The organism is uncultured Cellulomonas sp. (assembly GCF_963527515.1).
Lineage (GTDB): Bacteria > Actinomycetota > Actinomycetes > Actinomycetales > Cellulomonadaceae > Cellulomonas.
Map to the genome: position 1 here is coordinate 1 of NZ_CAURTV010000104.1, position 12112 is coordinate 12112.

Below are 12112 nucleotides of genomic sequence, written 5' to 3' on the forward strand. Positions count from 1 at the left end.
CGTGGCCACGGCCGGCGTCGGGTGCGTCGGCGGGTGGGGGACCGGGCGCGGCCGCGGGACGGGCCGGATCGCCGACGGGGTGGGCACCGGTGCGGCGGATGGCTGAGGGGCCGGCGTCTCGTCGGCCGGCGCCTCGTCCGTCGCAGGCTCCTCGTCGGAGGTCTCCGCGACGGGCGCGGCCTCCGGCGTCGGTGCGTCGGAGGACTCCTTCGCCGGCGCGTCCTCCACGGGTGCCTCGGGCGCCGACGCCTCGTCGACCGCAGTCTCGGGAGTGGGTGCCTCGTCGACCGCAGTCTCCGGACTGGGTGCCTCGTCGGCCGGTGCCTCAGGCGTCGTGACCTCGTCGACCGGCGCATCGGGCGTCGTGACCTCGTCGGCCGGTGCATCGGGGGTCGGGACCTCGTCGGCGACACCCTCGTCGGTGTCGGTCTCCACTGCGGCCGGCTCCTCGGGGGTGTCGAGGTCGGGAGCGTCCGGCGCGACCGTGTCGGGAGCCGCAGCGTCGACCTCGTCGGGCACCACCGGTGCCTGCTCGACCTCGGTGGCCGGCGCGGAGTCGTCAGGTACGGATCCGGACGTCGGGGTCTGAGTCACTGGATGTTCACTCCCTCGATGATGACGTCGGACACCGGGACCTCGGTCCCTTCGACGGTGCCCGCGTCGGCGATGGCCTGCAGGACGTCCATCCCGGACGTGATGCGGCCGAACACGGTGTAGCCACCCGCAGTGTCTGCGGGAATCTCTGAGTCCTCGTACACCAGGAAGAACTGGCTGCCCATGGAGCTGCCGTCCTCCTGGGTCCGCGCCATGGCGATCGTGCCCGCCGGGTAGACGTTGTCGGCCGGCGCGTTCTCGATCGGTCCCCACGCGTAGCCGGGCCCGCCGGTGCCGCCGGTGGTGGGATCCGCGATGCCGAGGGCGGTCGGGTCGCCGCACTGGAGGACGAAGATGCCCTCGTCGGTCAGGCGGTGGCACGTCGTGGAGTCGAAGTAGCCCTCGCCCGCGAGCGTGACGAAGTTGGCAACCGCCTGCGGCGCCGCGGCGCCGTCGAGCTCGATGCCGAGGTCACCCTGCGAGAGAGCGAGGGTCCCGGTCCACGTCCGGCCCTCCGCGAGCGCCGGGGCGGGGACCTGCGCGGTGCTCGTCGGACTGGGTGCGGCCGCAGGTGCGTCGTCCCTGGTGAGCGTGATCGCGGCGACGATGCCGGTGGTGAGCACGAGGGCGGCGACGATGCTGCCCGCGATGACGCGCTGGCGATGGCGGCGGGCGCGGGCCTTGGCCTGACGCTCCTGCCACTTCTCGTACCGGCGGCGCTCGTACTCCCGCTCGCTCCTGCTGGACACGCACACTCCTTGCGACATCGAGCGGTGCGGCGGTCGTCCACCAGCCGCACTGCATGTAGGGGACCCGGGACAGTCTAGGCAAGCCTCAGCCACCGGCCACCAGCGACGCCGAGGGGCGACATCACAGTCCGGACACGTCGGGCGACTACGGTGCGAGGCATGCAGGTCGTCACGGTCGAGTCCCCGGTGTTCGGTGCGCGCAGCAGCGTGCTGGTGCACGACGACGGGTCGTGCGTGGTGATCGACGCGGGCGCCGACGTCGCCGACGCGATCCTCGGGTTCGTCGCGGACCGCGGGCTGCGCGCGACGGCCGTGCTGATCACGCACGGTCACGTCGACCACACCTGGGACGCGGGCCGCCTGTCGGAGGCGTTAGACGTGCCGGTCCGGCTGCACGCCGCCGACGCGTACCGGTTGGCTGACCCCTTCGGCACGCTCGGCGTGCTCGGCTCGCCGACGGGTGCACCGCACGACCCGTCGGGACCGCTCGCCCAGGCGATCGCCGCCACCGGCATCGACCCCGCGAGCTACACGGCTCCGCAGCGCGTCGAGACCTTCGGCACGCTCGGCGACGACCGCTCTGCCGACGTGCTGCTGCAGCTGGGCGGGCTGCGTGTCGTCGCTCGGCACGCGCCGGGGCACACGCAGGGATCGACGCTCTACCTGGTGGAGGACATGGCGTTCACGGGAGACGTCCTGTTCGCCGGGTCGGTCGGTCGCACGGACCTGCCGGGCGGTGACCAGGCCACGATGCAGCGGACGTTGCGGGAGGTCGTCGCGACCTTGCCGGCCGAGACGGTCGTCGTGCCGGGACACGGACCGACGAGCGACATCGCCACCGAGCTGGCCGGCAACCCGTACCTGGGCGGTCTGTAGGCCGGTCGGCGTCTGGAAGGATCGGGCCCCATGGCGCGACCGACCCCCCTGTCCGGATTCCCCGAGTGGCTGCCCGACGGCCGCCTCGTCGAGCAGCACGTGCTGGACGTCCTGCGCCGCACGTTCGAGCTGCACGGCTTCGCGGGCATCGAGACGCGCGCCGTCGAGCCGCTCGACCAGCTGCTGCGCAAGGGCGAGACCTCCAAGGAGGTCTACGTGCTGCGCCGCCTGCAGGAGGAGGCCGGCGCCGAGCCGGACCGGGCCGGGACCCTGGGCCTGCACTTCGACCTGACCGTGCCCTTCGCGCGGTACGTGCTGGAGAACGCCGGTCACCTCGCGTTCCCCTTCCGGCGCTACCAGATCCAGAAGGTCTGGCGCGGGGAGCGGCCGCAGGACGGTCGGTTCCGCGAGTTCGTGCAGGCGGACATCGACGTCGTCGGTGCGGGGTCGCTGCCCTACCACTACGAGGTGGAGCTGCCGCTGGTCATGGCCGAGGCGCTCGGGGCGCTGCGGGAGATCGGCGTGCCGCCCGTGCGCATCCTGGTGAACAACCGCAAGGTCGCCGAGGGCTTCTACCGGGGCATCGGCCTGGACGACGTCGAGGCGGTGCTGCGGAGCATCGACAAGCTGGACAAGATCGGTCCCGACGCCGTCGCCGCGCTGCTGGTCGCGGAGGCCGGCGCCTCGGCGGACCAGGCGCGGGCGTGCCTGGAGCTCGCGACGATCAGCGGGTCGGACGAGACCGTGGTCGACCGTGTGCGGGCTCTGGCGGGGGAGTCGAACGAGCTCCTCGACGAGGGCCTCGCCGAGCTGGGCGCGCTGATCCGGGCCGCGGCCGTCCGCGCGCCGGGTGTCGTCGTCGCGGACCTGAAGATCGCGCGCGGGCTCGACTACTACACCGGGTCGGTCTACGAGACGGTGCTCGTCGGGCACGAGCAGCTCGGCTCCATCTGCTCGGGCGGCCGGTACGACACGCTGGCGTCCGACGGCGCGACCAGCTACCCGGGCGTCGGGCTGTCGATCGGCGTCTCCCGACTGGTGTCGCGACTGATCAGCGGCGGCCTGGTGACCACCACGCGGTCGGTGCCGAGCGCGGTGCTCGTCGCGGTGGGCAACGAGGACGCCCGGGACCGGTCCGACGCGGTCGCGGCCACCCTGCGCGCACGCGGCATCCCGGTCGAGGTGGCTCCGTCGGCGGCGAAGTTCGGCAAGCAGATCAAGCACGCAGACCGGCGGGGGATCCCGTTCGTCTGGTTCCTCGGCGAGGACGGCGCGGTCGACCAGGTGAAGGACATCCGCTCCGGCGAGCAGGTGGACGCGGACGCCGCTGCCTGGGCGCCGGCCGATGCCGACCGGTGGCCGCGCGTCGTGCCCGCTTGACAGTCGTTCGAACACGTGTTCGCATGACGACATGCGATGGGACACGCAGAAGCTGGGCACCGACGACGCGACAGCGCTGCCGGGGCTGACGCTCGCAGGCCTGCAGCGCAGCGTGCGGACCCCGGAGTTCGCCGGGGTCACGTTCCACGAGGTGGTGTGCAAGAGCGCGCTGAACAAGGTGCCCGAGGCGTCGTCGATGCCGTTCCGCTGGACGGTGAACCCGACACGAGGCTGCCTCCACGCCTGCTCGTACTGCTTCGCCCGTCCCACGCACGAGTACCTCGAGATGGATGCCGGCCGGGACTTCGAGACGCAGATCGTCGTCAAGACGAACGTGGTCGAGGTGCTGCGAGCCGAGCTGGCACGGCCGTCGTGGGCCCGCGAGCACGTGGCGCTGGGCACCAACACCGACCCGTACCAGCGGGTGGAGGGCCGGTACCGGCTCATGCCGGGGATCATCGAGGCGCTCGCGTCCAGCGGCACGCCGCTGTCGATCCTCACCAAGGGCACGCTGCTGCGCCGGGACCTGGCCCTGCTGGCGTCGGCGTCGCGTGAGGTGCCGGTGGGCGTCGGGGTCTCGCTCGCGATCGGTGACGAGGCGCTGCAGCAGGCGATGGAGCCCGGAACCCCGACGCCCCGGGCCCGGCTCGACCTGATCCGGGCGGTCCGCGACGCAGGGCTCCCGTGCGGGGTCATGGTCGCCCCGGTGCTGCCCTGGCTGACGGACGACCGGGGACGGCTCGACGCGCTGCTGCGGGACCTCGCCGACGCGGGCGCGACCGGCGTCACCGTGCTGCCGCTCCACCTGCGCGGGCCCGTCAAGCCGCTGTTCCTCGCCTGGCTGCGGGAGCACGCGCCCGCTCTGGTGCGGCGCTACGAGGAGCTGTACGGCCGCGGGGCGTACGTGCCGCGCGAGTACGCCCGCTGGCTCGACGAGCGGGTGCGACCGCTCCTCGTCCGGCACGGCTTCGCCGACCGTGCCGGGCACCGGGCGGGCAGGATCCAGCCGCCCGGCGAGGGTGCCTACCCCACGGGCAGCATCGCAGCGGTGGGACTGGCCGTGCACGAGCCGGCGGTCGCCGCAGCCCAGCCGGTGCTGTTCTGACGTGCTCGCGCGCCCGGGCGGGTGACGTGCGCGCCGATGCCGTGGACCACGCGGCAGGCGTCGCAGGTGTCGCCTTATAGTCAGTTCGTCCCGGCACCTGTCGGGTCCGTCCGACGCAAGGTGTGACAGATCCACATGACGAGCCCCACCGGCGCCCCGGCGCGCGACAACGTCACCGACCGCCGACGTGCACGTGAGGAGCGCGGCATCGGACCGGCCGCCGCACGCGGCGACCGCCTGCCGCCGGCACCCCGGGAACGTCGCCCGATGCTGGCGGCGCTGGCGGTGCTGCTGATCGTCGGAGGTGCCGCCGTGGCCGGGCTCCTGGCACTGCGTGCCGACGAGCGCGTCCCGGTCCTCGTCCTCGCGCGTCCGGTCGCCGCCGGGTCGCAGATCACCGAGGACGACCTGCGGACCACCCCGGTCGCGTCCGAGGACACGCTGCTCGTGCCGGCGTCGCAGATGTCGGAGGTCCTCGGTACCTACGCGCGGGTCGGTCTGTCCAAGGACCAGCTCCTCGACACCTCGATGCTGAGCCCCACGGGGCCGCTGCAGGCCGGCCTGGTCGCCGTCGGAGCAGAGCTCGCACCGGGGCGGATGCCCGCGAGCGGTCTGCTCCCCGGCGACATCGTCCAGCTCGTGTCCGTGGCCGAGGGGGCCGGCCGCGTCCTGGTCGACGACGCCCTGGTGAGCGCCACCCGCGACAAGAGCCAGTCGGCGAACGCCGGCAGTGCGGGCTCGGGCATCACCGCCACCTTCATCGTCGACACCAAGGACGCCCCGGCCGTCGCCGCGGTGGGCGCGTCCGGCGACCTCGCTGTGGTGCTCGTCACCCGTGGCCAGCCGATCGACGAGGAGCGCTGACGTGCTGGTCGCGATGGCCTCCGCGAAGGGCTCGCCCGGTGTGACGACGACCGCCCGCGTGCTCGCGTCGGTGTGGCCGACCCCGTCCGTCCTCGTCGACGCCGACCCGGCAGGCGGCGACGTCGCCCTCGTGGCCCGCACCGCGACGCAGGAGCCCCTCGACCCCGAGCGCGGGCTCCTGTCCCTGGCGGTCGACGCCCGGCGCGGCCACGAGGGCGTGTCCCTCGAGTCCCACATGCAGGTGCTCGACGGTGGGCAGCACGTCCTGTGCGGGGTCCAGCGCCCTGAGCAGGTGGCCGGCATGGGACCGGTGTGGGGGACGATCGGCACGGCCCTGTCGCGGCACGCCGGGACGGTGGTCGTCGACGTGGGCCGGCTCGCCTTGGGCAGCCCCGTGACCCCCGTCGTGTCGGCGGCGGACGTCCTGCTGTTCGTCGTCCGCCCGCACGTGGAGTCCTACGCCCACCTGCGGGAGAGGCTGACCTGGATCGCCGCCGCGGAGAACGCCGGCAGCGTCTCCCCGCCCGTCGGTGTCGTCGTGGTGACGGACCCTCGGGACTCCACCTCGACCAAGGACCTGGCCGCGCTCCTGGCCCACAGCGGGCTCTCGGCCCACGTCCTCGGCACGGTCGCGCACGATCCGCGCGCCGCCGACGTCGTGGCGGGTCGGCTGTCGCGCGGCATCGACCGGTCGATGCTCGTGCGGTCCGTCCGGTCGCTCGTGGACTCCGTCCGCTCGCTCGCGGACACGCGGCGGCCCGGGCTGGTGGCGCGCTGATGCTCGACCAGGCACTCGTCCGCCGGCTCCGCGAGGAGGTCGCGGACATCCTCGCGCGCCAGCGTCGTGACGACGCCGCGAGCGGCCTGCCGCCGATGTCCGCGGAGGACGAGCGCCAGTTCGCGCGGGCCGTGATCGGTCGCGTGCTCGACGCGCACGCGCGCGGCGAGATCGCCGCGGCCCGCACCGCTCCGACGCCCGCGGAGGAGGAGGAGATCGCGGCGGGGATCCACGCCGCCCTCTACGGGGTGGGTCGGCTCCAGCCGCTCCTGGACGACCCCGAGATCGAGAACATCGACATCAACGGGTTCGACCAGGTCTTCCTGCAGTACTCGGACGGCCGCGAGGAGCGCGGGCTGCCGATCGCCGACTCCGACGACGAGCTGGTCGAGCTGGTCCAGGTGCTCGGTGCCTACTCGGGTCTGACCAGCCGCTCGTTCGACTCCGCCAACCCGCAGCTCGACCTGCGCCTGCCGGACGGCAGCCGCCTGTCAGCGGTGATGGACGTGTGCGCCCGACCCGCGATCTCCGTGCGGCGCTCGCGACTGTCGCGGGTGCACCTGGACGACCTCGTGCGGTTCGGCTCGCTGACGCCCGACGTCGCCGGGTTCCTCTCGGCCGCGGTGATGGCGCGCAAGAACATCATGATCGCCGGCGCCACGAACGCCGGGAAGACCACCCTGCTGCGGGCTCTGGCCAACGAGATCCCGCCGTACGAGCGGCTCATCACGGTCGAACGCGCGCTCGAGCTCGGTCTCGGCGAGTTTCCCGACCTGCACCCGAACGTCGTGTCGTTCGAGGAGCGGCTGCCCAACTCCGAGGGTCTCGGCTCGATCACCATGGCGGAGCTGGTCCGGCGCAGCCTGCGCATGAACCCCAACCGGGTCATCGTCGGCGAGGTGCTCGGCGACGAGATCGTCACCATGCTCAACGCGATGAGCCAGGGCAACGACGGCTCCCTGTCCACGATCCACGCGAACAGCTCGATCGAGGTGTTCAACCGCATCGCGACCTACGCCATCCAGTCCGTGGAGCGGCTGCCCGTCGACGCGACGGCCATGCTCATCGCAGGAGCGATCGACTTCGTGGTGTTCGTGCAGAAGCACAACGAGTACCACGAGGGCGGGCGGCTGCGGCGGTACGTGGCGAGCATCCGCGAGGTCAACGGCGTCGACGGGCGGGTGCTCTCCAGCGAGATCTTCGCGCCGGGCCCCGACGGGGTGGCGACCGCTGCCGCGCCGATCTCCTGCATCGACGACCTCGCGGCGGTCGGGTACAGCCAGTCCTTCGCCGACGCGCGGGGGATGTGATGGGCACGACGGTCCTCCTGATGATCCTGCTCGGCGGCGTCGTGGGAGCAGGCGTGGTGCTCTTCGTCGCCGCGATGCGCCCGACGCACCGCCCTCCGGCTGCCACGAGCGGCCGGAACCTGGTGGAGAGGCTGGGGCGGCGCACGCTGGTCGCCGGGGGCGTCGGCCTGCTCGTGCTCGTCGCGACCTCGTGGCCCGTCGCTGCCGTCGCGTCCGCCGCGCTGGTGATCGCCGCGCCGTCGCTGCTCGGTGGGGCGAAGGCCGAGCGCGAGGCGATGGCTCGCCTCGAGGGCCTGGCCACCTGGACCGAGTCGTTGCGCGACACCATCGCGGGGGCGGTCGGGCTGGAGCAGGCGATCCCGGCGACGGCGTACGCGGCGTCGCCGGCCATCCGGCCACAGCTCCGCATGGTGGTCGACCGGCTGCGGGTGCGGACCCCGCTGGCGGTCGCGCTGCGTCGCCTCGCCGACGACCTGGACGACCCCAGCGCCGACATGGTGGTGGCGGCCCTCATCCTCAACGCGAAGCTCCGTGGGCCCGGGCTGCGACAGGTGCTGACCTCGCTGTCCGAGTCCGCCCGTGCCGAGCTGGAGATGCGGCAGCGCGTCACCGCCGGGCGCAGCGCCACGCGCCGCTCGTCGCAGATCGTCATGGTCTTCTCCGTCGGGGTGATCGTCCTGCTCACGGCGATCAACCCCGACTACGTCGCGCCCTACGACAGCCCGACGGGCCAGGTCGTCCTGCTCGTCGTCGTCGCGTGCTTCGCGGGCGGGTTCTTCTGGATGAAGCGGCTGTCCGGGATCGACACCCCGCAGCGGTTCCTCGTGGTGGAGGAGGACGCATGATCGGCGCACTGCTCGGGGGAGCGGTCGCCGGCCTCGGCGTCCTGCTGGTGGTGCTCGTCCTCGCGCCCCCCGGCCGGCGAGCCGGCGCGGCGCTCGCCCGCCTCGACCTGCAGCGCGCCGAGGCCCGCGAGCGGGCGGGGATCCTGGCCGTCGACCCGTCGGCCGGGTCCGGTGCCGCGTGGGTGCACGACCTCGGTCGTCGCGCCGCAGCCACCCTCGCGGGGTCCGGGATCCAGCTCGGCGGCCTGCGGTCGGACCTCGCGGTGGTCGGCAGGCCCCTGGACCTGCACCTCGCGACGACCGTCATCGCGGCCGTCGTCGGCCTCGTCGCACCGGTGATCGTGTCCGTTCTCCTCCTCGTCGCACGCGTCCCCCTGGCGGTGTCGGTGCCGGCGCTCGCCAGCATCGCCGTCGCCCTCGTCGCGGCCGCAATCCCCACTCTCGTCGTCCGGAGCAAGGCCCGAGCGCGGCGCCGGGACTTCCGGCACGTCGTGGGGTCGTTCCTCGACCTGGTCGCGATGAGCCTCGCCGGTGGCCGCGGCGTCCCCGAGGCGCTGCAGGCCGCCTCCGAGCTGAGCGACGGCTGGGCCATGGTCCGCATCCGTGACGCGTTGGGCACGGCGCGGCTGCGCGGTCAGACCCCGTGGTCCGCTCTCGGCGCCCTGGGCACCGAGCTGAGGATCGACGAGCTCCGTGACCTCGCCGCGGCCCTGGCGCTCGTCGCGGAGGACGGCGCGCGGGTGCGCGAGTCCCTAGCCGCCCGCGCCGGCTCCATGCGCCGCCGCGAGCTGTCCGACTCGGAGGGGCGCGCCGGAGAGAGCTCGCAGTCGATGATGGTGGCCCAGCTGCTGCTCTGCGTGGGCTTCCTGATCTTCCTGATGTACCCCGCGCTGGTGACCGTCCTCGGAGGGCTGTAGCGTGCGCGACCGCGACCACTCGGCCGGCGACGGCCGTCGGCTCACCCAGAAAGGACCAGGCCCATGCAGTACGACCTGACCACACCGTGGGGCTTCCTCGCGCTCGAGCTCAGACGGCGAGTCGACCGAGCCCGGAGCTCCCAGGACCTGGGTGCGTCCGCGATCGAGTGGGTGATCATCACGGGCGTGCTGGTGGCCCTGGCCGCCGCCGTCGGGCTGATCATCTACAACATGGTCAAGGACCAGGCGGACAGCATCGACATCCCCGACGCCCCCGGCGGTGGCGGCGGCGGTGGTGGGGGCGGCGACACGTGACCGGGCCGGGGCCGAGGCACTCCCGTGCCCGCGCTCCGCGGTGGTCCGGTGACCGGGGCGCGTCCTCGATCGAGCTGGTGATGTACACGCCGATCCTCATGCTGGTCACCTTCCTGATCGTGCAGTTCGGGCTGACGTGGCACGGGCAGGAGATCGCCGGCGTGGTGGCGCGGGAGGCGGCTCGTGAGGCGCGCACCGGCGGTGGGACGCCCGAGGCGTTGGCCGCGGGCGAGTCACGTGGCGAGCAGTACGCCGACGTGGTCGGCGGGGCGGCGCTGTCCGACGTGACCGTGGACGTCGTCCTCCTCGGCGACGACCGCGTGCGGGCGACGGTGTCGGGTCGGTCGGTCGAGCTGGTGCCCGGCTTCGCGCCGCGGGTCCGTGCCCAGGTCGAGGGTCCCGTCGAGGCGTTCCGGCCGGACCTGTGACGGCCGCCGAGCAGCGCAGGCGCCCCGTGACCGGGCGAGGAGCGGAGGAGGGGTCGATGGCCGTCGAGATCGTCGTGCTGGTCCCGCTCCTGGTCATGGTGATGGTGCTCATCGTCGCGTTCGGGCGGTACGTGTCGGCGGAGGGCGACGCGGAGGCCGCTGCGCGCGATGCGGTCCGCGCGGCGTCCTTGCAGCGTGACCAGCCGAGTGCGCTGGCGGCGGCTCAGTCGGCCGCGGCGGTCAACGTGCCGGACACGCTCGAGTGCGCGCCGGCTGACCTGCGGGGTGCGTTCGTGGCGGGCGGGACGGTGACCGTCGAGATGGTCTGCGACGTCTCCTGGGCCAACCTCGGGCTGATCGGCCTGGCGGGCAGCGCCCGCGTGTCGGCGCAGAGCTCGGCGCCTCTCGACCTGTACCGCCGGACCGGTGCGCCGTGATCACCTGGGTGAGCGGCCGGCTGGACCGCGACGAGCGCGGCTCGGCGTCCGTGTACGTCATCGGGCTGATCGTCATGCTCATGGTCGTCGCCGGCCTGGTGGTCGACGGGGGACGGGCGGTCAATGCCCGCGCCGCCCTGGCGGACGACGCGGAGCAGGCGGCACGCGCCGGGGCGAACCAGCTGGACCTCGTCGCGCTGCGGGGCACCGGTGAGGTGCGCATCGACAGGCCCGGTGCCGAGGCGGCCGCGAGGGACTTCCTGCTCGTCGTCGGCTATGCACCCGACGAGATCGAGGTCGACGCCGACGCCGAGCGCGTGCAGGTCTCGGTCGAGAAGGATGTACCGACGCAGCTGCTGTCGCTGATCCTGGTGCGATCGTTCCATGTGACAGGCGATGCCACGGCTCGTGCCGTGATCGGCATCGACGAGGAGATTGTCGGGGGAGCCCCATGAGTACCCACCTGGACCCGGAACGAGCAGCGGCACGGGGACCGCAGCGGTTCGTGCAGGCCGCGCCGACGGGACCCCGGCAGTCCCGGCTGTCCGCCGTGGGCGCCGCGCTGGTGCTCGTCCTGCTGGTCGTCGGTGTCCCTGCCGCGCTCGTCACGCTGGGCGGCATCCCCGAGCTCCCGACGTCGCTGCCCACGCGGGACCAGCTCACCGGGACGCTCGGTGCGCCCCAGCTGCTGAGCGTCCTGATCTGGGTGGTCTGGCTGGCGTGGCTGCAGTTCACGGTCTGCGTCGCGGTCGAGTTCCGCTCCGCCCTGCGCGGTGTCGGCCTGCCCACGCGCGTGCCGCTGGCGGGCCCGAGCCAGCGGATGGCCCGGGTGCTGGTGGCGTCGGTCCTGCTGCTCGTGACCGCCGCGGGCCAGGCGACCGCCGCCGCCACCCCGTCGACGGTCGAGCACGTCGCGGCACCCATGTCCGTCACCGCGGCCGCGGTCCCGGGGCAGACCGAGGTGGCTGCGCCGACCGTCGCGCCGGTCGCCGAGGCCGTCGCCGCCGAGGTGACGTACCAGCTCGGGGACGTCGTGCTCAGCGCCGAGGAGGGCGCCGAGCTCGTCGGCAAGCGGGTGTACGTGGTGCAGCCACCGGACGGTCGGTACCACGACAACCTCTGGGACATCGCCGAGCGGACGACCGGGGACGGTCGTCGCTACCAGGAGATCTACGAGCTGAACAAGGGCCGCGACCAGCCGGACGGGCACGAGCTGTCCCTCGCGCGGCTGATCTACCCCAACTGGCTGCTCGTGATGCCCGAGGACGCCGTGGGGGTCGAGCGGGTCACCGCGGTGACCGCGCCGGTCCCGGCACCCGCGCCGGCCCCAGCTCCGGCGCCGGCTGCTGCCGTCCCCGCAGCCACCGCCGCCGACTCGTCGACCACCTCCGTGACCGCCACGCCCGAGCGGCAGGCCGGTGTCGACGTCGGGGGCCTCCTCGGCGCCGGTCTGCTCGCCGCCGGGCTGGTCGTGGCCGTGGACCAGCTGCGCCGCCGTCGCCGCACCCCCGAGC

General features: G+C 73.6%; 14 protein-coding genes and 1 pseudogene. 13 read left to right on the forward strand and 2 right to left on the reverse strand.

Annotated elements, in window-relative coordinates:
• A pseudogene (locus RYN42_RS17070) lies at window positions 1-594 on the reverse strand (hypothetical protein); the annotation flags it as partial.
• Complete coding sequence (locus RYN42_RS17075; RefSeq protein ID WP_315098006.1) at window positions 591-1343, reverse strand: peptidylprolyl isomerase; 753 nt, start codon at window positions 1341-1343, stop codon at window positions 591-593. The gene RYN42_RS17075 and the pseudogene RYN42_RS17070, both read right to left, overlap by 4 nt.
• Before the next feature lie 159 nt (window positions 1344-1502).
• On the opposite strand from RYN42_RS17075, the gene RYN42_RS17080 reads away from it, so the two are divergent.
• From RYN42_RS17080 to RYN42_RS17140, 13 genes are all read left to right on the forward strand, one after another.
• Window positions 1503-2219: an MBL fold metallo-hydrolase gene (locus RYN42_RS17080; RefSeq protein WP_315098007.1), complete on the forward strand. Its 717-nt coding sequence runs from the start codon at window positions 1503-1505 to the stop codon at window positions 2217-2219.
• A 30-nt stretch (window positions 2220-2249) separates the two neighbouring features.
• Window positions 2250-3599: a histidine--tRNA ligase gene (gene hisS, locus RYN42_RS17085; RefSeq protein WP_315098008.1), complete on the forward strand. Its 1350-nt coding sequence runs from the start codon at window positions 2250-2252 to the stop codon at window positions 3597-3599.
• A gap of 31 nt (window positions 3600-3630) precedes the next feature.
• A complete protein-coding gene (locus tag RYN42_RS17090) occupies window positions 3631-4704 on the forward strand; it encodes an Rv2578c family radical SAM protein (RefSeq protein WP_315098009.1) in 1074 nt (357 codons plus the stop codon).
• 135 nt (window positions 4705-4839) lie between these two features.
• Window positions 4840-5568, forward strand: coding sequence for an SAF domain-containing protein (locus RYN42_RS17095; protein WP_315098010.1), 729 nt, complete (start codon window positions 4840-4842; stop codon window positions 5566-5568).
• Window position 5569: 1 nt separating this feature from the next.
• Window positions 5570-6346 (forward strand): hypothetical protein, encoded by a 777-nt coding sequence (locus tag RYN42_RS17100; RefSeq protein WP_315098011.1) that lies wholly within the window; start codon window positions 5570-5572, stop codon window positions 6344-6346.
• Window positions 6346-7656: an ATPase, T2SS/T4P/T4SS family gene (locus RYN42_RS17105; protein ID WP_315098012.1), complete on the forward strand. Its 1311-nt coding sequence runs from the start codon at window positions 6346-6348 to the stop codon at window positions 7654-7656. The genes RYN42_RS17100 and RYN42_RS17105 overlap by 1 nt, the downstream gene beginning before the upstream one ends.
• Complete coding sequence (locus RYN42_RS17110) at window positions 7656-8501, forward strand: type II secretion system F family protein (protein WP_315098013.1); 846 nt, start codon at window positions 7656-7658, stop codon at window positions 8499-8501. The genes RYN42_RS17105 and RYN42_RS17110 overlap by 1 nt, the downstream gene beginning before the upstream one ends.
• The gene (locus RYN42_RS17115; RefSeq protein WP_315098014.1) at window positions 8498-9418 is read left to right on the forward strand and encodes a type II secretion system F family protein; all 921 of its coding nucleotides are present in this window, start codon (window positions 8498-8500) and stop codon (window positions 9416-9418) included. Before RYN42_RS17110 ends, RYN42_RS17115 begins: the two co-directional genes overlap by 4 nt.
• 63 nt (window positions 9419-9481) lie before the next feature.
• Window positions 9482-9733, forward strand: coding sequence for a FeoB-associated Cys-rich membrane protein (locus RYN42_RS17120; RefSeq protein ID WP_315098015.1), 252 nt, complete (start codon window positions 9482-9484; stop codon window positions 9731-9733).
• Window positions 9730-10161, forward strand: a complete 432-nt coding sequence (locus RYN42_RS17125; protein ID WP_315098016.1) for a pilus assembly protein — start codon at window positions 9730-9732, stop codon at window positions 10159-10161. Before RYN42_RS17120 ends, RYN42_RS17125 begins: the two co-directional genes overlap by 4 nt.
• Window positions 10162-10217: 56 nt before the next feature.
• Window positions 10218-10598 carry a TadE/TadG family type IV pilus assembly protein gene (locus tag RYN42_RS17130; RefSeq protein ID WP_315098017.1) on the forward strand — a complete coding sequence of 127 codons (381 nt, stop codon included), beginning with the start codon at window positions 10218-10220 and terminating at the stop codon, window positions 10596-10598.
• Window positions 10595-11053 carry a Tad domain-containing protein gene (locus RYN42_RS17135; RefSeq protein ID WP_315098018.1) on the forward strand — a complete coding sequence of 153 codons (459 nt, stop codon included), beginning with the start codon at window positions 10595-10597 and terminating at the stop codon, window positions 11051-11053. The genes RYN42_RS17130 and RYN42_RS17135 overlap by 4 nt, the downstream gene beginning before the upstream one ends.
• A partial coding sequence (locus RYN42_RS17140; RefSeq protein ID WP_399552521.1) for a LysM peptidoglycan-binding domain-containing protein occupies window positions 11050-12112 on the forward strand: 1063 nt, incomplete at its 3' end. The genes RYN42_RS17135 and RYN42_RS17140, both read left to right, overlap by 4 nt.

Bases quoted from the DNA above. Each gene is read 5' to 3' on its own strand.
- RYN42_RS17080 (WP_315098007.1), top strand. From the start codon at position 1,503: ATGCAGGTCGTCACGGTCGAGTCCCCGGTGTTCGGTGCGCGCAGCAGC.
- hisS (WP_315098008.1), top strand. From the start codon at position 2,250: ATGGCGCGACCGACCCCCCTGTCCGGATTCCCCGAGTGGCTGCCCGAC.
- RYN42_RS17090 (WP_315098009.1), top strand. From the start codon at position 3,631: ATGCGATGGGACACGCAGAAGCTGGGCACCGACGACGCGACAGCGCTG.
- RYN42_RS17095 (WP_315098010.1), top strand. From the start codon at position 4,840: ATGACGAGCCCCACCGGCGCCCCGGCGCGCGACAACGTCACCGACCGC.
- RYN42_RS17105 (WP_315098012.1), top strand. From the start codon at position 6,346: ATGCTCGACCAGGCACTCGTCCGCCGGCTCCGCGAGGAGGTCGCGGAC.
- RYN42_RS17110 (WP_315098013.1), top strand. From the start codon at position 7,656: ATGGGCACGACGGTCCTCCTGATGATCCTGCTCGGCGGCGTCGTGGGA.
- RYN42_RS17115 (WP_315098014.1), top strand. From the start codon at position 8,498: ATGATCGGCGCACTGCTCGGGGGAGCGGTCGCCGGCCTCGGCGTCCTG.
- RYN42_RS17120 (WP_315098015.1), top strand. From the start codon at position 9,482: ATGCAGTACGACCTGACCACACCGTGGGGCTTCCTCGCGCTCGAGCTC.
- RYN42_RS17130 (WP_315098017.1), top strand. From the start codon at position 10,218: ATGGCCGTCGAGATCGTCGTGCTGGTCCCGCTCCTGGTCATGGTGATG.